This window comes from Rhizobium sp. BK313 (assembly GCF_014193655.1).
Lineage (GTDB): Bacteria > Pseudomonadota > Alphaproteobacteria > Rhizobiales > Rhizobiaceae > Rhizobium.
This window is the reverse complement of sequence record NZ_JACHZQ010000013.1, coordinates 16327-37269: the sequence shown is the minus strand read 5'-3', so window position 1 is coordinate 37269 and position 20943 is coordinate 16327. Positions and strand designations below refer to the sequence as shown.

20 protein-coding genes, 1 tRNA gene and 1 pseudogene are annotated in these 20943 nt (G+C 60.2%); 10 read left to right on the top strand and 12 right to left on the bottom strand.

The annotated features are described in order from the left end of the window. Positions 1 to 6: 6 nt before the first annotated feature. The 4 genes from FHT86_RS35900 (at position 7) to FHT86_RS35885 (ending at position 4847) form a co-directional block, all read left to right on the top strand. Entirely contained in the window at positions 7 to 858 is an 852-nt protein-coding gene (locus FHT86_RS35900) for an alpha/beta fold hydrolase (protein WP_133704651.1), read from the top strand. 152 nt (positions 859 to 1010) lie between these two features. After that, positions 1011 to 1280 (top strand): 30S ribosomal protein S15, encoded by a 270-nt coding sequence (gene rpsO / locus FHT86_RS35895; RefSeq protein ID WP_133704652.1) that lies wholly within the window; start codon positions 1011 to 1013, stop codon positions 1278 to 1280. 327 nt (positions 1281 to 1607) lie between these two features. Next, on the top strand, positions 1608 to 3746 hold the full coding sequence (pnp, locus tag FHT86_RS35890) for a polyribonucleotide nucleotidyltransferase (RefSeq protein WP_133704653.1): 2139 nt from the start codon (positions 1608 to 1610) through the stop codon (positions 3744 to 3746). A gap of 84 nt (positions 3747 to 3830) precedes the next feature. Continuing rightward, positions 3831 to 4847 carry a class I SAM-dependent methyltransferase gene (locus FHT86_RS35885; RefSeq protein ID WP_133704654.1) on the top strand — a complete coding sequence of 339 codons (1017 nt, stop codon included), beginning with the start codon at positions 3831 to 3833 and terminating at the stop codon, positions 4845 to 4847. Positions 4848 to 4883: 36 nt separating this feature from the next. Here FHT86_RS35885 and FHT86_RS35880 read toward each other — a convergent pair whose 3' ends face one another. The 6 genes from FHT86_RS35880 to fabA all read right to left on the bottom strand — a co-directional run bounded on the left by FHT86_RS35880 (position 4884) and on the right by fabA (position 9976). Continuing rightward, the gene (locus tag FHT86_RS35880) at positions 4884 to 6104 is read right to left on the bottom strand and encodes an acyltransferase family protein (RefSeq protein WP_133704655.1); all 1221 of its coding nucleotides are present in this window, start codon (positions 6102 to 6104) and stop codon (positions 4884 to 4886) included. 157 nt (positions 6105 to 6261) lie between these two features. Further along, a complete protein-coding gene (locus FHT86_RS35875; RefSeq protein WP_133704656.1) occupies positions 6262 to 6840 on the bottom strand; it encodes a GNAT family N-acetyltransferase in 579 nt (192 codons plus the stop codon). Positions 6841 to 6877: 37 nt separating this feature from the next. Then, positions 6878 to 7231, bottom strand: coding sequence for an HIT family protein (locus FHT86_RS35870; RefSeq protein ID WP_133704657.1), 354 nt, complete (start codon positions 7229 to 7231; stop codon positions 6878 to 6880). Between the two features lie 141 nt (positions 7232 to 7372). Beyond that, positions 7373 to 8179 (bottom strand): enoyl-ACP reductase FabI, encoded by an 807-nt coding sequence (gene fabI / locus FHT86_RS35865; RefSeq protein WP_133704658.1) that lies wholly within the window; start codon positions 8177 to 8179, stop codon positions 7373 to 7375. Between the two features lie 4 nt (positions 8180 to 8183). Then, positions 8184 to 9407 carry a beta-ketoacyl-ACP synthase I gene (fabB, locus tag FHT86_RS35860; RefSeq protein WP_133704659.1) on the bottom strand — a complete coding sequence of 408 codons (1224 nt, stop codon included), beginning with the start codon at positions 9405 to 9407 and terminating at the stop codon, positions 8184 to 8186. Positions 9408 to 9460: 53 nt separating this feature from the next. Continuing rightward, positions 9461 to 9976, bottom strand: a complete 516-nt coding sequence (fabA, locus tag FHT86_RS35855; RefSeq protein ID WP_133704660.1) for a 3-hydroxyacyl-[acyl-carrier-protein] dehydratase FabA — start codon at positions 9974 to 9976, stop codon at positions 9461 to 9463. A gap of 297 nt (positions 9977 to 10273) precedes the next feature. On the opposite strand from fabA, the gene irrA reads away from it, so the two are divergent. Then, a complete protein-coding gene (irrA, locus tag FHT86_RS35850; RefSeq protein ID WP_133704661.1) occupies positions 10274 to 10693 on the top strand; it encodes an iron response transcriptional regulator IrrA in 420 nt (139 codons plus the stop codon). Positions 10694 to 10771: 78 nt separating this feature from the next. Here the strand turns inward: irrA and FHT86_RS35845 are convergent, their stop codons facing one another. Next, complete coding sequence (locus tag FHT86_RS35845) at positions 10772 to 11407, bottom strand: trimeric intracellular cation channel family protein (protein ID WP_133704662.1); 636 nt, start codon at positions 11405 to 11407, stop codon at positions 10772 to 10774. Positions 11408 to 11551: 144 nt separating this feature from the next. On the opposite strand from FHT86_RS35845, the gene FHT86_RS35840 reads away from it, so the two are divergent. Next, positions 11552 to 12028: a hypothetical protein gene (locus tag FHT86_RS35840; RefSeq protein WP_133704663.1), complete on the top strand. Its 477-nt coding sequence runs from the start codon at positions 11552 to 11554 to the stop codon at positions 12026 to 12028. A gap of 117 nt (positions 12029 to 12145) precedes the next feature. Here FHT86_RS35840 and FHT86_RS35835 read toward each other — a convergent pair whose 3' ends face one another. The 4 genes and pseudogenes from FHT86_RS35835 to FHT86_RS35825 all read right to left on the bottom strand — a co-directional run bounded on the left by FHT86_RS35835 (position 12146) and on the right by FHT86_RS35825 (position 14161). Beyond that, positions 12146 to 12937 carry a YdcF family protein gene (locus tag FHT86_RS35835; protein ID WP_133704664.1) on the bottom strand — a complete coding sequence of 264 codons (792 nt, stop codon included), beginning with the start codon at positions 12935 to 12937 and terminating at the stop codon, positions 12146 to 12148. A gap of 190 nt (positions 12938 to 13127) precedes the next feature. Next, positions 13128 to 13368: pseudogene (locus FHT86_RS38365) on the bottom strand (GIY-YIG nuclease family protein). A 184-nt stretch (positions 13369 to 13552) separates the two neighbouring features. Continuing rightward, positions 13553 to 13628, bottom strand: a tRNA-Ala gene (locus tag FHT86_RS35830). A 152-nt stretch (positions 13629 to 13780) separates the two neighbouring features. Next, the gene (locus FHT86_RS35825) at positions 13781 to 14161 is read right to left on the bottom strand and encodes a TIGR02300 family protein (protein WP_028754673.1); all 381 of its coding nucleotides are present in this window, start codon (positions 14159 to 14161) and stop codon (positions 13781 to 13783) included. Positions 14162 to 14434: 273 nt separating this feature from the next. Here FHT86_RS35825 and aroA point away from each other — a divergent pair, with 273 nt between their 5' ends. From aroA to rpsA, 4 genes are all read left to right on the top strand, one after another. Continuing rightward, the gene (aroA, locus tag FHT86_RS35820; protein ID WP_133704665.1) at positions 14435 to 15793 is read left to right on the top strand and encodes a 3-phosphoshikimate 1-carboxyvinyltransferase; all 1359 of its coding nucleotides are present in this window, start codon (positions 14435 to 14437) and stop codon (positions 15791 to 15793) included. A 74-nt stretch (positions 15794 to 15867) separates the two neighbouring features. Continuing rightward, on the top strand, positions 15868 to 16503 hold the full coding sequence (locus FHT86_RS35815) for an FMN-binding negative transcriptional regulator (protein ID WP_133704666.1): 636 nt from the start codon (positions 15868 to 15870) through the stop codon (positions 16501 to 16503). 31 nt (positions 16504 to 16534) lie between these two features. Next, positions 16535 to 17167, top strand: coding sequence for a (d)CMP kinase (gene cmk, locus FHT86_RS35810; RefSeq protein WP_133704667.1), 633 nt, complete (start codon positions 16535 to 16537; stop codon positions 17165 to 17167). 179 nt (positions 17168 to 17346) lie between these two features. Next, the gene (rpsA, locus tag FHT86_RS35805) at positions 17347 to 19050 is read left to right on the top strand and encodes a 30S ribosomal protein S1 (RefSeq protein WP_133704668.1); all 1704 of its coding nucleotides are present in this window, start codon (positions 17347 to 17349) and stop codon (positions 19048 to 19050) included. A 118-nt stretch (positions 19051 to 19168) separates the two neighbouring features. On the opposite strand, the gene FHT86_RS35800 is transcribed toward rpsA, so the two are convergent. Continuing rightward, positions 19169 to 20899 (bottom strand): hypothetical protein, encoded by a 1731-nt coding sequence (locus FHT86_RS35800; protein WP_133704669.1) that lies wholly within the window; start codon positions 20897 to 20899, stop codon positions 19169 to 19171. Between the last annotated feature and the right edge of the window lie 44 nt (positions 20900 to 20943).

Here is a 20943-nt window from a genome sequence, read left to right as displayed (position 1 = left end):
GGGAATATGCGCAGAGTTACAATCGGAATACTGACGTTCTTTTCGTTGTTCCTGACAGTTGCGAGCGCTCATTCCGCCGAGCGGTGGGCCGAGCTTCCGGCTTTTCCTCCAATGCCGGAGCCGAAAGCGAGCGGCATGGCCGATGTGAACGACATCAAGATGTATTATGCCGAATATGGCGAGGGTACCCCGATCCTCTTCATCCATGGCGGGCTTGGAAATGCCGATGTCTGGGGCCATCAGGTCGCTGATTTCGCCAAGGATCATCTGGTCATCGTCGCCGACAGTCGCGGGCATGGTCGCTCCCCGCGCAGCCAGCAGCCGCTCGGCTATGATCTGATGACCTCGGATTATGTCGCGCTTCTCGACTATCTGAAAATCGGCAAGGTAACGCTGGTCGGATGGTCGGATGGCGGCATCATCGGCATCGACATGGCGATGAAATATCCCGACAAGCTGACGCGGGTGATTGCTCAGGCGGCAAATGTCACGACCGACGGCGTGAAGCCTGACGTCATGAACGACAAGACCTTCAGCAATTACATCAATGTCGCCGGCGACTATTACAAGAAACTGTCGCCGACGCCGAATGAATACGATGCTTTCGTCAAACAGATCTCGGAGATGTGGGCCACGCAACCAACATGGACGGCAGCCGACCTCGGAAAGATCACGGTGCCGGTCACGCTTGCCATCGGCGACCATGACGAGGCGATCAAGCTCGACCATACGCAGATGATGGCAAAGGAAATTCCGGGCGCGAAGCTCGTCATCCTGAAGGACGTCAGCCATTTCGCCATGCTGCAGGATCCTGATGGTTACGATGCGATGATCCGGAATGCCATGGCGGGACGCTGAAAACCGCCCGGGGGACAATCCTCTTTCCATTGCCGCTTATTTGGTTTATAGGCAGCGCCAGCATCGGGCCTGCCCGATTGCATTCGCGGCCAATGCTGGACGACATCCCGGCGTTTGGCGACATTATTTCCTCTCATAGAAAGGACCATCCGATGTCGATTACTGCTGAGCGCAAGGCTGCGCTGATCAAGGAATACGCCACCGTCGAAGGCGACACCGGTTCTCCGGAAGTCCAGGTTGCGATCCTGACCGAGCGCATCAACAACCTCACAGACCACTTCAAGGACCACAAGAAGGACAATCACTCCCGCCGTGGCCTCCTGACGATGGTTTCCAGCCGGCGCTCGCTTCTTGATTACCTCAAGAAGAAGGACGAGGCCCGTTATACCAAGCTGATCTCCAGCCTCGGTATCCGTCGCTAATCGAATTTTCCGGCGGGCGTTCGCGTGAACGTCCGCCGGATGCTTATGAAGGGTTTGAAACCCACCAAACTTGTTTCCGTCGCGCCTTTCCGTTTGCGCGATGTGAGACAGCCGGCAGGCCGGATGGGCCGGTTCTGCCAATTACAACCGTTGACCTGTCATGGGGCAGGATTGCCGGATGCTTTCAGCCGAAGCTTCGAGCTTCGGCCGATCCTTGAAAGCCTCTCGTTGTCTTGCCCGTGATGCGTCACATTTCGTGCGGTTGAAGATGCGCTTTGCCGATCCATGGGCGACGGCGCCTTTTCCCGCACCACGCAAGGACAAGATATGTTCGATATCCATACCGTCGAAATCGAGTGGGCCGGCCGCCCGCTGAAGCTCGAGACCGGCAAGATCGCCCGCCAGGCCGATGGCGCCGTCGTCGCGACCTACGGCGAGACCGTGGTTCTCGCCACCGTCGTTTCGGCCAAGTCGCCGAAGCCGGGTCAGGACTTCTTCCCGCTCACCGTGAACTACCAGGAAAAGACCTACGCAGCCGGCAAAATCCCCGGCGGCTATTTCAAGCGCGAAGGACGTCCGAGCGAAAACGAAACCCTCGTTTCCCGCCTGATCGACCGCCCAATCCGCCCGCTCTTTCCGGAAGGCTACAAGAACGACACGCAGGTCGTCGTCACGGTCATCCAGCATGACCTCGAAAACAATCCGGACATCCTGTCGATGGTTGCCACCTCGGCAGCGCTGACGCTCTCGGGCGTTCCGTTCATGGGCCCGATCGGCGGCGCTCGCGTCGGCTACATTAACGGCGAATATATCCTCAACCCGCATCTCGACGAGATGGACGAATCGAGCCTCGACCTCGTTGTTGCCGGCACGCAGGAAGCCGTTCTGATGGTTGAGTCCGAAGCCAAGGAACTGGCCGAAGACGTCATGCTCGGCGCCGTCATGTTCGGTCATCGCGGCTTCCAGCCGGTCATCGACGCGATCATCAAGCTCGCCGAAGTCGCCGCCAAGGAACCGCGCGATTTCTCGCCGGAAGATTATTCCGCGCTCGAAACCGAGATGCTCGGCCTTGCCGAAGCCGAACTGCGTACCGCCTACAAGATCACCCAGAAGGCTGATCGCTACGCCGCCGTCGACGCCGTCAAGGCCAAGGTGAAGGCACATTTCCTTCCCGAGGAAGGCGAAGCCAAGTACACGGCCGAAGAAGTCGGCGCTATCTTCAAGCACCTGCAGGCGAAGATCGTTCGCTGGAACATCCTCGACACCTCCAGCCGCATCGACGGCCGCGACCTGCAGACGGTTCGCCCGATCCTCGCCGAAGTCGGCCTGCTGCCACGCACGCACGGCTCTGCTCTGTTCACCCGCGGTGAAACGCAGGCGATCGTCGTCGCCACGCTCGGCACCGGCGAAGACGAGCAGTATGTCGACAGCCTGACCGGCATGTACAAAGAAAACTTCATGCTGCACTACAACTTCCCGCCCTACTCGGTTGGCGAAACCGGCCGCATGGGTTCCCCGGGTCGCCGCGAAATCGGCCACGGTAAGCTCGCTTGGCGCGCTGTCCATCCGATGCTGCCGACGGCGGAGCAGTTCCCCTACACGCTGCGCGTCGTCTCCGAAATCACCGAGTCCAACGGCTCGTCGTCGATGGCCACCGTCTGCGGCACTTCGCTGGCGCTGATGGATGCCGGCGTTCCCTTGGCAAAGCCGGTTGCCGGCATCGCCATGGGCCTGATCAAGGAAGAAGAGCGTTTCGCCGTTCTCTCCGACATCCTGGGTGACGAAGATCACCTCGGCGACATGGACTTCAAGGTTGCGGGCACCGAAGCCGGCATCACCGCGCTGCAGATGGACATCAAGATCGAAGGCATCACCGAAGAGATCATGAATGTCGCTCTGAACCAGGCGAAGGGCGGCCGTCTGCACATCCTCGGCGAAATGGCCAAGGCCATCTCCGAAAGCCGCGGCCAGCTCGGCGAGTTCGCTCCGCGGATCGAAGTCATGAACATCCCGGTCGACAAGATCCGCGAAGTCATCGGCTCCGGCGGCAAGGTCATTCGCGAAATCGTCGAAAAGACCGGCGCCAAGATCAACATCGAAGATGACGGCACCGTCAAGATCGCCTCGTCCTCCGGCAAGGAGATCGAAGCGGCCCGCAAGTGGATCCACTCGATCGTTGCCGAACCGGAAGTTGGTCAGATTTATGAGGGCACGGTTGTCAAGACCGCCGATTTCGGCGCCTTCGTCAACTTCTTCGGCGCCCGCGACGGCCTCGTCCATATCTCGCAGCTTGCTTCCGAGCGTGTTGCGAAGACCCAGGACGTCGTCAAGGAAGGCGACAAGGTCTGGGTCAAGCTGCTCGGCTTCGACGAGCGCGGCAAGGTTCGCCTGTCCATGAAGGTCGTCGATCAGGCGACCGGCCAGGAAATCGTTGCCGAGAAGAAGAAGGACGACGCGGCCGAATAAGCCGCGCCTTCACTCAGGTTCCCGGGCGCGGAATTCGTTTCCGCGCCCTTTTTCTATCCGCTGACCGCACGAGAAGATGACACGATGAGCCGCGACGCCCTGAAGACCCTGTTCCACCCCTTTGCCTCCGGCACCGTCGCCACGCCCGGCGAAGGCGAGCGCATCCTGTTTCTCGGCGCGGAAGCGGGATTTTCGCTGCCCGATGACTTTGCCGCCGAGCTATCCGCCGTCCAGGGCTTCAGGCCCTTCTATCGCCAGCTTCAGGCGCAGCGCGTTAATGTGACGCCGGAGATCGAAGGCGAGGACTATGACGGTGCGCTGGTGCTCTGCACCAAGCACAAGGGCGAAAATGAAGCCCGGATCGCCGAGGCACTGGCGCGCGTGAAAGCGGGCGGCCTCATCGTTGTCGCCGGTGGCAAGGAAGACGGCATTCAGCCGCTGCGCAAGCGCATCGAAGGCTTCGGTCTCGATGTCGAATACATGCCGAAATATCACGGCGTCGCCTTCTGGTTCGCTCGCCCGTCCGATATCAGCGTGCCGGCGGCGCAGCTGGTAAAGCCGGCTGCGCGCATCGATGGCCGCTTCGCCACCGCTGCCGGCATGTTCTCGCACGACCGCATCGACGCCGGCTCCGAATTGCTCGCGTCACGTCTGCCGACCGATTTTTCCGGCGACGCCGCCGATTTCGGCGCCGGCTGGGGCTATCTCTCAGTAGAACTGGCGACCAAGTCGCCACGGATTGCGCGCATCGACCTCTACGAGGCCCACTACGACGCGTTGGAGGCTGCCAGGGCCAATCTCCTTGCAAACTGCCCGAAGGTCGCCCAGCGCTTCTTCTGGCACGATCTGGCCGGCGAACCGGTGAAGGACAAATACGATCTGGTCATCATGAACCCACCCTTCCATGAGGGCCATGCCGCCGAGCCGTCGCTCGGCCAGGCAATGATCAAGACGGCGTCCTCGGCGTTGCGCGGCGGCGGCCGCCTGATGCTGGTCGCCAATCGCGGCCTGCCCTACGAACCGGTGCTGGCGGAGAACTTCCGCGAGCATGGCGAGACCTGCCGCAATGCGCGGTTCAAGGTGCTGTGGGCGAAGAAATGAGCGACGAAGGCGGCCAATCGGCCGCCTTTTTATATGCTAGCCGGCTCGATGCGAGCGCGGCATCAGGTGATCCCGCAAAGTTAGGAAATTTCTTTCGACGAGAAACCAGAGCGTCGCCGCCACGATGAAGCAGGTGGCAAAATAGATCACGAAGCCTGAAAGGCCCTGAAGGTTGTCCTTGCCGAACACCATCCGGTCGAGATGGTAGACGCCCTTGTGGGTCAGATAGAGGCTGTAGGAGAGCATCGCGATGCCGGATATCGCCGGAAGATGCCAGCGCGCGATCCTGGGCTGCAGGTCGAGCAGTGCGCCGAGAATGAACGCCACACCCGCCGAAAAAAGCGGAAAGCCGACAACCGCACCTGGAAGAGGCTGAAACACCAGCGGCAAATTGGTTTCGGCAAACGGTCCGCGGATGGAAAAGATCACGAGCGCCGCTACCACGAACATGCTGCCAATGCCGAGCGCCATGTATGGCGGCATGTATCTTTCCCATAGCAACGGCTTGAACAGCCGGATCCCTGCCAGAACGACGCCGAAGGTCAGCCCATCCAGTCGATTGTAAGTCGGATAATAGACATCCCTGAGATAGACGGCGAGCGCTTGTCTGTAGGGCTGCATTTCGGTAGCCGGGTCGACCTGGCTCTGCCAGACCGCAAACCTCAGACTCATGCCGGCAAGCACGATTGTGGTGACCAGAAAAGCGAGGAAGACCACCGTCGCGCGCCGCCTCAGCAAGACGACGAGAACGGGCAGGACGAGATAGAAATGCTCCTCGACGCTCAGCGACCAGGCCTCGGTGAACGTGCCGCCCGAGCGCGGATCGAGCCCGAAATTGACCGTGAAGGTCAAGAACCGCCAGGCCGATTGCATCGTCGGGGCGTCTCGCAAGGATGGAATGAATGTGTAGAGGGCAAGCACGAGGAGAAAGGCCGGCAAGATGCGGAATGCCCGACGCAGATAGAAGGCCTTGAAGTCGACGGCATTGCCGCGCGCGGCTTCCGCCATCAGCTGGGTTCCGATGAGATAGCCGCTGAGCACGAAGAATATGTCGACGCCGAGCCAGCCATAGGGCTGCATTCCGGCCAAGGGCAACGGGGTCGCTTCCGCCGGCAGATGCACGAGCATGACAAGCAGGATGGCAAGCGCACGCAATATATCCGGCCCCAATGCCCTTGCGGTGGCAGCGGCTTCGAGCGATGTCGTCTCATCCGATGGATCGAGCGGCTTGGAACTGGCAACAGTTGTGATGTTCACGGCTGGGGTTCCCGTAAATGGCTAGTGAATGCCGATGGACATGCAGGAAATACTGTTGAATGCGTGCCTTGTATCGGAATTCCGACGGGTCGTAACGGGCCATCCCCGGCAAGATAGAATTAACCTAAAGTTTTCGTAAAATCTTATCGAATGGAGATTAACGCGCCTGAGTCGGGGCCCTTGAGGTCCATTCGCGGCTCAGCACGGCATAGATATATTCGTCGCCCCAGGCGCCGTTGAAGCGATCATTCTCGATCAGGTGCGCCTCGCGGCGCAGACCGAGCCGCTCGACGACGCCGATGGATCCGGTATTTTTCGCATCCAGCCGTGCGAAAATTCGATGAAAGGCGAACTTGTCGAAGCCGAGGGTGATGATGGCTTGGGCCGCCTCGGTCGCATAGCCATTGCCGGCATAGGCTGGATTGAAGATATAACCAAGCTCCGCCTGAAGCGCGGCCTTGCCGGTAAGCTTCAAGCTGACCTGGCCAAGCAGGGCGTCATCCTCGCGCCGAACGACGGCACAGCGAAGAATATCGCCGTCTTCCGACAAACGCGTATTCAAGCCGGTCTCGAAGCGCTCCCGCATCGCCTGTGCAGACGGAGGGTCGCTATAGAGGTAACGATAGACGACAGGCAGGGAGCGATAGGCGCTGTAGGCCTCGAAATCCTCCGGCACGAACCCGCGAAGGATGAGACGTTCGGTGGATGCGAGAGGTTCACCGCTTTTAAAAGTCATTATCCGACACCAACCAACTCGTTACTGGGAATCACGCTCAATCTGGACGAGCAGCCTTCAATTCCTCCTCGTGCGGGCGGCGAGGGATCAAATGGACATGGGCGTGAAAAATCTTCTGACCAGCCGCCGCGCCAATATTCGATCCGAAATTGAAGCCCGCAACGGTGGGGTCCTCATTGCCAATAGCCTCACGGCACTCCACGGCAAGCCGATGGATCGCTTCGCGCTCAGCTTTGTCTGTCGAGAAAATATCAGCGACATGCCGCTTTGGAATAATCAGCGTATGCAGCCGGCGAACCGGAAATTTGTCGCGGATCGCGAAAGCGAGTTCATTTTCAGCAATGATGATCAGGTCGGATATGCGGCAAAAGATGCAGGCGTGATCAGGCAAACAATCCTCCCGATATAGCTCAAGATCCCCGAAGCCGGATTCGGTTTGCGGGAAAGACTAAACACTATTTCAAGGTAGAGCCGCTTCAGACACCACCGTCCCGCCGACATGGGGCGAGACAGCGGAATCTGATTTGTCGCATTACTCCACGTCGGCCTGTGTCAGCGCTTCCAGCGTCGGCATCGAGGTGATGTTGTAGCCGGCGTCGACATAGTGGATTTCGCCGGTGACGCCGGCCGAGAGGCCGGAGAGGAGGTAGAGCGACGAGGAGCCGACCTGGTCGATGGTGACCGTCTTGCGCAGCGGCGCATTGCGCTGGTTCCAGGAGAGGATGGCGCGGGCGTCGGAAATGCCTGCGCCGGCGAGCGTGCGGATCGGGCCGGCGGAGATGGCGTTGACGCGGATGCCGCGCGGACCGTAGTCAGCGGCGAGATAACGCACGGAAGCTTCCAGAGCCGCCTTGGCGACGCCCATGACATTGTAGTTCGGGATGACGCGCGTCGAGCCGTTATAGGTCAACGTCAGCATGCTGCCGCCTTCAACCATCAGGTCGGCCGCGCGCTTGGCGATCTCGGTGAAGGAGAAGCAGGAAATCACCATGGTGCGGGTGAAATTATCACGCGTGGTGTTGGCATAGAGGCCCTTCAGCTCGTTCTTGTCGGAAAAACCGATGGCGTGAACGAGAAAGTCCAACTTGCCCCAGCGGGCCTTGATTTCTTCGATAACGGTGTCGACGGAGGCGATATCCTCGACGTCGCAGGGCAGAAGGAAATCGGAGCCGACTTCGGCGGCAAGCGGTTTGACGCGTTTGCCGAGGGCTTCGCCCTGGAAAGTGAAGGCAAGTTCGGCGCCCTCGGCCGCCAGCGCCTTCGCAATACCCCAGGCAATGGAATGATTGTTTGCGACACCCATGATGAGGCCGCGCTTACCCTGCATGATTCCGGTCATTGCCTTATCCGTTATAGCGCTGGAATACGAGCGTGGCGTTGGTGCCACCGAAGCCGAAGGAATTGGAAAGAGCCGTGTCGATCTTGGCATTGTCGATGCGCTTGCGCACGATCGGCACGCCTTCGAATTCCGGGTCGAGTTCGGTGATATGGGCGCTTTCGCCGATGAAGCGCTCTTGCATCATCAGGATCGAATAGATCGATTCCTGCACGCCGGCTGCGCCGAGCGAATGGCCCGTCAGCGACTTGGTCGACTGGATCGGCGGGATCTTATCCCCGAAGGCCTCGCGGATGGCGCCGATTTCCTTGCTGTCGCCGACCGGCGTCGACGTGCCATGGGTATTGATGTAGTCGATGTCGCCCTTCACGGTGGCGAGTGCCTGGCGCATGCAGCGCACAGCCCCCTCGCCGGACGGAGCGACCATGTCATAGCCATCGGAAGTGGCACCGTAGCCGACGATTTCGGCATAGATCTTGGCGCCGCGCGCCTTGGCGTGTTCCAACTCCTCGAGCACCAGTACGCCCGCGCCGCCGGCGATGACGAATCCGTCGCGATTGGCATCATAGGCGCGCGAGGCGGTTTCCGGGTGATCTTCGTTGAACTTGGAGGACATTGCGCCCATGGCGTCGAAGAGGTTCGACATCGTCCAGTCGAGATCCTCGTGGCCGCCGGCGAACATCACATCCTGCTTACCCCACTGGATCATCTCGGCGGCATTGCCGATGCAGTGCGCCGAGGTCGAGCAGGCCGAGGAGATGGAATAGTTGACGCCATGGATCTTGAACCACGTGGCAAGCGTCGCCGATGCCGTCGACGACATCGACTTCGGCACGGCGAAGGGGCCGATGCGCTTCGGGCTGTTGTTCTTGCGGGTGATGTCGGCGGCTTCGATCAGCGTGCGGGTCGACGGGCCGCCCGAGCCCATGATGATGCCGGTGCGCTCATTGGTGATGTCGCTCTCTTCGAGACCGCTGTCGGCGATCGCCTGCTTCATGGCGACATGGTTCCAAGCGCCGCCCTGCGATAGGAAGCGCATGGCGCGGCGGTCGACCAGTTCGGTCGTATCGATCTTCGGCGCACCCCAGACCTGGCATTTGAAGCCGTGTTCGGCGAAATCGGAGGAAAAAGAAATGCCGGACTTGGCTTCGCGTAGCGAGGCAGTCACCTCTTGAGCATCATTTCCTATCGAAGAGACAATACCCAGACCCGTAACAACTACCCGTCTCATGTCGATGACCTTTTCTAAAACGTCTCTCTTTGTGGAGGCGACAGCGCCGCGGTTCAGGCAGCTTTGTCTTTTGACAGGCCAACGCGCAGATCTGTCGCCTGATAAATGACCTCACCGTCGGCTTTCAGCCAGCCGTCGGCAGTGCCGAGAACGAGGCGGCCGCGCATGACGCGTTTGAAGTCGATGCCGTATTCGAGGAGCTTTGTTTCCGGACGAACCATGCCCTTGAACTTCACTTCGCCGGTAGAAAGCGCCATGCCGCGGCCCGGTTCGCCGAGCCAGCCAAGGAAGAAGCCGGTCAGCTGCCACATGCCATCCAGGCCGAGGCAACCCGGCATGATCGGGTTGCCGGCGAAATGGCAGGGGAAGTACCAGTCGTCGGGACGCACGTCGTATTCGGCACGAATGTAGCCCTTGTCAAAGGCCCCACCGGTTTCGGAAATATCTGTAATGCGATGGACCATCAGCATCGGCGGCAGGGGAAGCTGTGCGTTGCCCGGGCCGAACAGTTCGCCGCGGCCGCAGGCCAGGATTTCCTCGTAGTTGAAGCTGGATTGTCTGGTCGTCATAAAATTCCATTTCCCCCACAAGGATGCCGTTGGATGTGAAGCTTTAGTGCAAGATCAACAGAAAATGAAGCGCAAGCATGACGCCACATTCCACCGTCCGATCGGACACACTTCATTGTTATGTGGTGGTCGCATACAGGAAGGCTAGGGCTGCTGCCAGAGGCAAATGCGCCAAGAACCCTATTTTTACGGCTTTTGGCTGCCTTCTCACCCCATTGAAACTATTGAAAGCAATCCATGCAAAAGTTATATGGCTTAGTTAAGATTTACAGAGATCAGGAATCCGGAGTTCCCTGAATGGCGGAAGAGGCCGAAATTGCGATCGAAACCAGGCTGCGTGGCGCAGGCCTGAGGCCGACCCGGCAGCGCATCGCACTCGGCGACCTTCTCTTCGCTAAAGGCGACCGCCACCTAACCGTCGAGGAGCTGCATGAAGAGGCAGTCGCGGCCGGTGTGCCGGTTTCGCTCGCGACCGTCTACAACACGCTGCATCAGTTCACCGAGGCCGGCCTGATCCGCGTGCTTGCCGTGGAAAGCACCAAGACCTATTTCGACACCAACGTGTCCGACCATCACCACTTCTTCATCGAAGGCCAGAACGAAGTGCTGGACATCCCAATCAGCAATCTGACGATCGGCAATCTGCCGGAGCCGCCGAAGGGCATGGAAATCGCCCATGTCGACGTCGTCATCCGCCTGCGCCGCACGCAGCGGTAAGGCCAGTCAGAGCAAGGCCAGTCGAATCGTCTTCCGGCCGTTTGTCATTACCCACCGCCTAGTTCCTGTCGCCTCTCTTTACATCACATCGTCGGGATGCCGGCCGGGCTTATGATGGTAGGTCGGGAAGGTCCAGCCGAACCAGAGCGCGCCGCCGCGCACGGCGAAGGCTGCGGCAACCCCGAGTGCTGCGGAAGCGTAGAGCGGCAGCATCGTCGCGTTGGCGGCGGTGAAGACACCGGCCCCGATCAGCGCCGCGGTCACATAGATTTCCGGTCGCAGCAGCACCGAGGGTTCGTTTGCCAGAAGATCGCGCAGGATGCCGCCGAAGGTCGCCGTCAGCGCGCCGGTGACGATCGCAACCGTCGGTGAGCCCGTCGCCGCCATGCCCTTTGCCGCCCCCATGACGCAATAGGCGGACAAGCCGACCGCATCGAGCCAGATCAATAGCCGATAGCGCGATTCGAACAGGTGGGCGGTGAAGAAGACCACTACGCCGGCAATGGCGCAGATTATGATATAGGTGGGGTTCAGAACCCAGAAGACAGGCACGCGGCCGAGGACGATATCCCTGAGCGTACCACCGCCGATACCGGTGACCGCCGCGAGAAACAGAAAACCGATCAGATCGAGCTGCTTGCGCGAAGCCGACAGCGCGCCGGTCGCGGCGAAGAGGGCGACGCCGACATAGTCGAGAAACGAAAGAAGCAACATTCGAGGCTCCAAGAGAGTGCCGGCGCGATTTTCGGCGGAGTGAATCACGGCGGCAAGGGCCGCGCAAGCAGGCAGGCATAAAGATGTCGCAGCGGTCACGGTAACCCCTGCGCCCGTCCCCTCCGCTTTCAAGAGGAAATCCCGGTGAAATCCCTGCTGATCGTGATCCTGAATCTCATCGCGCTCGTAATCATGCCCGTGGTGGCACAAGCGCAGCAATCGCTCGTGCAAGATCCGGTGGCCTTCGAGAAAGAACACTTCACCAAACGCTGCGAGGGCCAAGCAAGCTTCGGCGACGGTTTTGCCACCGAACGGGACATCAACAACGACACGCTGACCGACATGGTCATCAACGAGGGCGAGATCACCTGCAAAGGGGAAAAGGGGCCCGATTGCACCGACGAGGGCTGCCCCTATAACTTCTATATCCATGTCGCCGAGGGCGGCTATATTCTCGTCGCCACCGCACAAATCTACGGCTACGATTTCATCCAGCGCTTCGGCAACATGGTGCTGGTCATGAAGATGCATCCGCGCTTCTGCGACCGCACCGATGGGGACCCTTGCGAGATCACCGTCCGCGTCCGCGGCGTAAAATTCGTCACCATCTCGAAAAAGTAGGCACTACAGCGGGCATCGATCAGGGCCGGCCACGTGGTTACGGGCCGGGCCACGTGGTTACGGGCCGGGCCACGTGGTTACGGGCCGGGCCACGTGGTTACGGGCCGGGCCACGTGGTTACGGGCCGGGATAAAGCGCCGAGGTGCGGCCGACGGCGTAATAGCCGACGAGGCCGATCCATTCGCGGATGCCGGTCGCCAGCAACTGCGCATTCAACGACGGCTGGGTAAAATCGAAGCCGAGCGTCTCCTTGCCCGTGCTGCGGTAATCGACCGGCCAGGGGACGATGTCGATGCCCTGCTTGCGGAAGATGCCCACGGAACGTGGCATGTGGAAGCCGGAGGTGATCAGCAAGCAGCCGGACAGCCCGTTCTGCGCCAGCAGCTCCTTTGTGTTGACGGCATTTTCAAAGGTGGTGCGCGAGGTCGTGTCCTCGACCAGCCGGTCCTTGGCAATGCCGAACGCCGAAAAGAATCGCTCGGAGATGACGGCATCGCCCTCATAATGGCCGCCGATCGAGCCGTCGCCACCGGAAATGACGACGCGCGATTGCGGATATTTCTGCGCCAGCCGCAACGTCTCGATGAGACGGTCACCGGCCGAATCGAGCTCATAGCCACCCCGCGCCGTCGTCACCTCGTTCTGTGTAGCACCGCCGAGAACGATCATGCACTTGAGATCGGCGGGATCACCAGCCGGACGCGGAAAACGCTCCTCCAATCCCTGGACGATATAGGCGCCCGTCGTCGTATAGAGCGCGACGAACAGGATCAGGATCGACAGCAGCGTCGAGACGACAGTAACAAAGCGTCTGTGAACAAGGCTGCCGATCAGCGCCAATGCGCCGAAGAAAAAAGCCAGTGACAGCGGCTGACCCAAAATCCAGACAAGTTTCGAAAAAACGAACAAGATACATCCTCGGGCGTGTCGAGCTGGAGCTCTCAAGAGCATTAGCAAAAAAAGATTCGTTTTTTCCTAGCAGATTTTTGTGCGCTGCAATGTGGCTATTTCGATTGGTGTTCCGATGCGTGGCGGCGAATTGGCGTTCACAATTTGTCAGAACGAGAATGGCGTCCGGGTTGTCGGCAAATCAGCACGATCAAATCAGTCTCTTCTTGGCAAAAGCCCTGCCGGAATGAGACTTCAAATATCTCTCAAATTCCAGTGCTCGATGTGTCCGGGAATGCTGAATACCAGAGCAAAGTCCAAGGTTCGAATTTTGCGGTATGAGTCGATTTGCCAGCATTGTGATCAGCGAGTCACTGCTTAAGATCCGAGGTCGATCCGGTATACTGTTGTTCGGGAAAATCGACGCTCTGGAGAATGTAAACGTACCACATTCGGCTTGTCGTCGCTCCGCGAGTCATATCGAGCAGTGCCCCGACTCAACGGTTTCCCTCGGCTGCCTTGCACAAAGCTTGTGATTGAGATTGAGCCCGTCGCCGCCCTGCGGGCTATGCCGGGCACTGCTTCGGCCTAACGGTTTCCCGCGGCTGCGCCACGCGAAGCTCGGAGAGCGAAGGCTGGTGGAGCTAAGCGGGATCGAACCGCTGACCTCTTGCATGCCATGCAAGCGCTCTCCCAGCTGAGCTATAGCCCCATCAAGGTGGTACCGGTTCTACCGGTCCTGGGACCCTTCAGAGCGTTTCGCCCGTCGGGGTGGCGGCTTATTACTTCTGGTTTTTGCAGATAGCAAGCCGAATTTTTCGGCCCGGAAAACTTTTCTCGTTCACCGGGCCGACTGTTTGCGGATCAAACGTCGTCGTCGTCGCCGGTGACGCCGATGATGTCGCTCATATCGTCATCATCTTCGTCTTCATCGGCTTCGAGGAAGGTATCGTCGTCATCATCGCCGATTTCGACATCGTCATCGCCGATATCCGGAATATCGTCGCCGGCGGCAGCCTCATCGGCATCTTCGAGCGACACCAGTTCGACTTCCGTGTTTTCGGTATCGACTTCGGCCACTTCGTCTTCTTCGGGAACTTCCTTCGAAGCCGAGGTTTCCTCGAAGAAGGACAAGGGCCAGGACTTGCCGGTATAGGGCGAGACGACCGGGTCCCGGTTCAAGTCGTAGAACTTCTTGCCGGTATCGGGATCGGTACGTTTTGTTCCAAGTTCCGCTTTCGCCACTGTCAAAGCCTCATGAATGGCCGAATGAAGATTCGGCAATGCCGTCCAAGCCGGCGTTTTAAGGGAAATTATCAGCCGGTCCCCTTAATCGTTACCGCTCTTTCTGTCAAAGCCAAACTTTATATACGTCGAGGCAGGTTTTCCCAGCATTCCGGGATGACCCGGCAACGGGTCTATGGTAACGAGCCAGCGTGAACCGCAGGGCAGTTGGCGCAAAAGGAGCTAAGCCAACGATAATGCGGCGTAAATAACGGCATCGCAAAGGAATTGCCCATGCCGCAAGACATTCATTCGCGGCCCGCGACGGCGCGCCGCTCGACCAATCTTTCCGGCACCATCCGCGTTCCCGGCGACAAATCCATTTCGCATCGCGCCCTTATGTTCGGCGGCTTGGCTGCCGGCGAAACCCGCATCACAGGCCTGCTCGAAGGCGAGGATGTGCTCAATACAGGCAGGGCCATGCAGGCCATGGGCGCCAGGATCGAGAAGACCGGGGCCGAATGGATCATCAAGGGCGTCGGCAACGGCGCGCTGCTCGCCCCGGAAGCACCGCTCGATTTCGGCAATGCCGGCACCGGCAGCCGCCTGACCATGGGCCTCGTCGGCGTCTACAACTTCGAATCCACCTTCATCGGCGACGCGTCGCTCTCCAAGCGGCCGATGGGCCGCATCCTCGATCCGCTGCGGCAGATGGGCGTGCAGGTCAAATCCAGCGAAGGCGACCGGCTGCCGGTGACGCTGCACGGGCCGGAGACGGCCAGTCCGATCATCTATCGCGTGCCGATGGCCTCGGCCCAGGTCAAATCCGCCGTGCTGCTCGCCGGCCTCAACGCGCCCGGCATCACCACCGTCATCGAACCGGTGATGACCCGCGACCATACCGAAAAGATGCTCGCGGGCTTCGGCGCCGCACTTTCGGTCGAGACCGACAGGGATGGCGTACGCACTATCAGCCTCGAGGGCCAGGGTAGGCTTTCCGGCCAGATCATCGACGTTCCCGGCGATCCCTCTTCGACCGCCTTTCCGCTGGTCGCAGCGCTGATCGTTCCCGGGTCGGACATCACCATCGGCAACGTGCTGATGAACCCAACACGCACCGGCCTGATCCTGACGCTGCAGGAGATGGGCGCCGATATCGAAATTCTCGAGAGGCGTCTCGCCGGCGGCGAAGATGTCGCCGATCTGCGCGTGCGCTCCTCCGCGCTCAAGGGCATCACCGTGCCGGCCGAACGGGCGCCGTCGATGATCGACGAATATCCCGTGCTCGCCGTGGCCGCCGCCTTCGCCGACGGCACGACGGTCATGCTTGGGCTGGAAGAGTTGCGGGTGAAGGAGTCCGACCGGCTTTCGGCGGTTGCCGAAGGGCTGAAGCTCAATGGCGTCGATTGCGCCGAAGGCGAGGCTTCGCTGACGGTACGTGGCCGGCCGGATGGAAAAGGTCTCGGCAACGCTGGTGGCAGTCAGATCAGGACCCATCTCGATCATCGGATTGCCATGAGTTTCCTGGTCATGGGCCTCGCTTCGGAGCACCCGGTCGCGGTTGACGATTCTACCATGATCGCCACCAGCTTTCCGGAATTTTTTGACCTGATGACAAGATTGGGCGCGACGATCGAGGCCGAAGACTGCTAGAGCGCGCGAATAGCCATCCTGAGCCATCGGCCTTATGATGTGCTCAGGATGACGATAGCGAACGGTTCGGGACCATGTATCAGCCGCCACATTTTCGCGAAGAGGATCTCGGCACGCAACATGCGTTGATCCGCGCATACCCGCTGGGATTGTTGATCACGGCAGGCAACGGCGGCCTGATCGCCAATCCCGTCCCGTTTCACCTGAAGACAGACCTCTCGCCCAAGGGCACGCTGCAGGCCCATATCGCCAAGGCGAACGGGCAGTGGCGGGAGATTCAAGCGGGTGCACCCGTGCTGGTCGTTTTTCAGGGCGTCGATTCCTATGTCACGCCGTCCTGGTATGCGACGAAGCAGGAGACGGGCAAGGTCGTGCCGACCTGGAACTATGCCATCGTTCAGGTGCGCGGCGATGCCCGCATCATCGATGATCCGTCCTGGCTGCGCGAGCAGATCGGCGCGCTCACCGGCGAAAATGAGAATAGCCGTCCGCAGCCTTGGGGCGTCGATGATGCCCCGCCGGAGTTCATCAGTGCCCAGTTGAAGGGCATTATCGGCATCGAGATCGACATCACAGCAATCGACGGCAAATGGAAGGTCAGCCAGAACAGACCGGTCGCCGACCGGCAGGGCGTAGCCCGTGGCCTCGACGAAATCCGCCACGCCGACGCTGCCGAAATGGCCGATCTGGTGCGGCGATACGACAAATAATATCGAGACCGTAGGCAGGGATATAAAAAGAATGATCATCGCCATCGACGGACCCGCTGCGGCAGGCAAGGGAACCTTGGCGCGTCGGATCGCCGAGGAATATGGTTTTCACCATCTCGACACCGGCCTCACCTATCGGGCGACCGCCAAAGCCCTGCTCGACGCCGGCCTGCCGCTCGACGACGAGGCGGTGGCGGAGAAGATGGCGCGCAAGATCGATCTCGCCGGGCTCGATCGCGCCGTCCTGTCGAAGCACGAGATCGGCGAGGCGGCATCGAAGATTGCCGTCATGCCGGCGGTGCGCCGCGCGCTGGTCGAGGCACAGCGGGCCTTTTCGCGGAGGGAGCCGGGCACCGTTCTGGACGGACGCGATATCGGCACCGTCGTCTGCCCGGATGCACCGGTGAAGATCTATGTCACGGCATCGGCCGAAGTCAGGGCGAAACGGCGCTACGACGAAATCGTCGGCACCGGCGGCAGCGCCGATTATGCGGCGATTTTCGAGGACGTGAAACGGCGGGACGAGCGGGACATGGGCCGCACCGACAGCCCCCTGCGGCCGGCGGAAGACGCGCACTTGCTTGATACCTCGGAAATGAGTATAGAAGCGGCGTTTCAGATGGCAAAGTCGATCATCGACGCCGGTCTGAGCCGAAATGCCTAAAATGCGAGCGGCTTTCGCGTGCTTTGCGCACGAAGCCGCCGACTTGGAAAAAGCCTGAAATTCCGTCCAAGCGCCGGATAGCTTTCCCTAAGGGAAGGCGGACTGGGTTCAGGCCTGTTCAACACGAACCACCGGCGCATCAGTGTCCCAATGAAAATAAGGACACGCCAGGAGATTTTATGTCTGTAGCTACCCCCTCTCGCGAAGATTTCGCAGCCCTTCTCGAAGAGTCCTTCGCCAAGAACGATCTGGCCGAAGGTTATGTCACCAAGGGCATCATCACCGGCATCGAGAAGGACGTCGCCGTTGTCGACGTCGGCCTCAAGGTCGAAGGCCGCATTGCGCTGAAGGAATTCGGTGCGCGTGCCAAGGACGGCACGCTCAAGGTTGGCGATGAAGTCGAAGTCTATGTCGAGCGTATCGAAAACGCGCTTGGCGAAGCCGTTCTGTCGCGCGAAAAGGCTCGCCGCGAAGAAAGCTGGATCAAGCTCGAAGCCAAGTTCGAAGCTGGTGAACGCGTTGAAGGCGTCATCTTCAACCAGGTCAAGGGCGGCTTCACCGTCGATCTCGACGGCGCTATCGCCTTCCTGCCGCGCTCTCAGGTCGACATCCGTCCGATCCGCGACGTCACGCCCCTGATGCACAACCCGCAGCCCTTCGAAATCCTCAAGATGGACAAGCGTCGCGGCAACATCGTCGTGTCCCGCCGTACGGTTCTGGAAGAGTCCCGTGCCGAGCAGCGTTCTGAAATCGTTCAGAACCTCGAAGAAGGCCAGGTTGTTGACGGCGTCGTCAAGAACATCACCGATTACGGTGCGTTCGTTGACCTCGGCGGCATCGACGGCCTGCTGCACGTCACCGACATGGCATGGCGCCGTGTGAACCATCCGTCGGAAATCCTGTCCATCGGCCAGCAGGTCAAGGTTCAGATCATCCGCATCAACCAGGAAACCCACCGTATCTCGCTCGGCATGAAGCAGCTCGAGAGCGATCCGTGGGATGGCATCCAGGCCAAGTATCCGGAAGGCAAGAAGATTTCCGGTACCGTTACGAACATCACCGACTACGGTGCGTTCGTCGAGCTGGAGCCGGGCATCGAAGGCCTGATCCACATCTCGGAAATGTCCTGGACCAAGAAGAACGTTCATCCCGGCAAGATCCTGTCCACGAGCCAGGAAGTCGAAGTGGTCGTTCTCGAAGTCGATCCGACCAAGCGCCGTATCTCGCTCGGCCTGAAGCAGACGCTCGAAAATCCGTGGGCAGCATTCGCCCGCAACCATCCGGCCGGCACCGAAGTCGAAGGCGAAGTCAAGAACAAGACCGAATTCGGCCTGTTCATCGGCCTCGACGGCGATGTGGACGGCATGGTGCACCTCTCCGACCTCGACTGGAACCGTCCGGGCGAACAGGTCATCGAGGAGTTCAACAAGGGTGACGTCGTCAAGGCCGTCGTTCTCGACGTCGATGTCGACAAGGAGCGCATCTCGCTCGGCATCAAGCAGCTCGGCAAGGACAGCGTTGGCGAAGCCGCCGCTTCCGGCGAACTGCGCAAGAATGCAGTCGTTTCCTGCGAAGTCATCGCAGTCAACGATGGCGGCATCGAAGTGAAGCTCGTCAACCACGACGATATCACCTCCTTCATCCGTCGCGCCGATCTGTCGCGTGACCGCGACGAACAGCGTCCGGAGCGTTTCTCGGTCGGTCAGGTTGTCGACGCCCGCGTCACCAACTTCTCCAAGAAGGACCGCAAGATCATGCTGTCCATCAAGGCTCTGGAAATCGCGGAAGAAAAGGAAGCAGTCGCTCAGTTCGGTTCGTCCGACTCGGGTGCTTCGCTCGGCGACATCCTGGGTGCGGCTCTCAAGAACCGCAACGCCGAATAATCTTCGGCAAGCCTGATAGAGATAAAAAACCCGCCGGAGCAATCCGGCGGGTTTTTGTTTGACCCTGGAGCGACCTTTGCGCATTCAAATGAACGCTCGGCCCTCCAATGCAGTTCGGCTATTCCCAACCCACCATGCGTCGATAGAAATCGAAGGCGTGATCATGCAGTGGATCCCTCGGCGCGGGCATCGGCAGCGCGAGCGGTTTCGGCGCAACGACCTTTACTTCCGGGGAAGCGGCTTCAGCGTCGGCCTCATCGGATGCCTCCGCAGCCGACTGATGCGTTTCCTCAGGCTGGGAATCGTCTTCACTTTCGTCCTGCGCCGTTTCTCCGCCCTGTTCATGTTCCTCGTCATCGGCGGGGTCGACACGATTGACCCGCTCGAGATCCTCGTCGTCAATGGGCAGGTCCGCCGGCAAATATTGTGCGATCGCAAAAGGAATACCTTGCGGCGGGATTGGTGCTCCCGTCTGCGCGGCGGTATCGGGCATATCCATGGCGGGTGCCGCCAGCGTGTCACCCAGGGATTTGCCGAGAAGTGCGGCCGCGGCGGCCGGTACGTTCGATGTCTCCTCAAGGGGAGCTGAATTCTGGCTTGCCATCGTTGCGGCGAGGTTCCTGATGACCTCGTCACTGGCTGTCTGCGGCAATGACTGCACGTCCCTCTGGTCGGCGGCATTGGCGGCAAGCGCCTGCGCGACAATCCTTTCTGCCACCGACGCGTTGTCCTCGATGATCTGCAGAAGATCTGGGCCGGCGACGTCCATGGCGCGGCCGATCACAACTTGCAGCCCTTCCTTGATGTCGGCCCTGATCTGCTGGATATCCCGCGGCACGGGCGGCGGCGTGATCGGCGATCTGATCAGCGCGATCTCGGTTGGGAGCTTGGTTCCGGTGGACGCGGCGAGCGACGCCGTTCCTGTGGACGATACGCTGTTCTCTATCGGGACGGCACTTTGCGGATGAACGATCTCACCGACGCTGGCGTCAACGAGAAGTGTACTTACGGCTTGCAGAACCGGGGTGGGTGGTTGATTTGGCGCAACTTGCTGATTTGGAGTGGCCTGCGGAGTTGCCGCGGTTTCCGGGCTGGGCAGCATCTTCGGGTCCAGAGCTGCCGCGGGAATGGGAGCTGTTTGACCCTGGATCGCCGTCGCCGGGGTTTGCCCGGGAGCTTGGGCGGCAGTTGCGGAGGGGGCAGACGTTGCGGCCGCGGATACAAGCGTTGCTGCTTTTTCCGGCGAGGCCGGCAAGGCCGCCGCTGCGGTAGTGGGAGCGGCGTCGGTATTCTTCAGCGCCGCCTGTGCTGGGACCGGGACCTGCGGTTCAACCGTCTCCGTTTCACCGGCATTCTGGCCATAGGAATTGACGACGGCCTTGATGACCGCATCAGGCTCCTGTGTCAGTGCCGCCTCCAGGCTGATGGCAATTTGTACCGCTTCCGGGCCATCCGGATTGTCCAGAGCCTCGGCAATGAGAGGCAAAGGGATCGGCATCTTTGCCTGCGTATCCAGCAGTTGCTGGGCCACGGCAAGCTGCTGTGGCGGCAAGCTGCGGATCGTATCGGCCAGCCGCTGCGCCAAAGCGGCATTGCTCTCGTCCGGCCCGCGCGAAACATTCAGCGCAACGCTAGCGTCGTCGATGGCAGACAGCAGGCTGTCGAACATACGCTCGCGCGCCGCCACCAGCAGCATGTTCAGCTTACCCTCGACACTGGCGTTCACCGTGCTCGACAGCACGGCAAGCGGAGTCGCCGCCGTTTGGACGCCGGACGTTTCGGCGGTTGCAACCACCGGCTTTTCAAGGGCTGTACCCAAAGCAGACACGGTACTCACGGGAGACAACATGACATGCTCCTTTGTCTGACAAGACGACGACGGAAGCAGAAGGC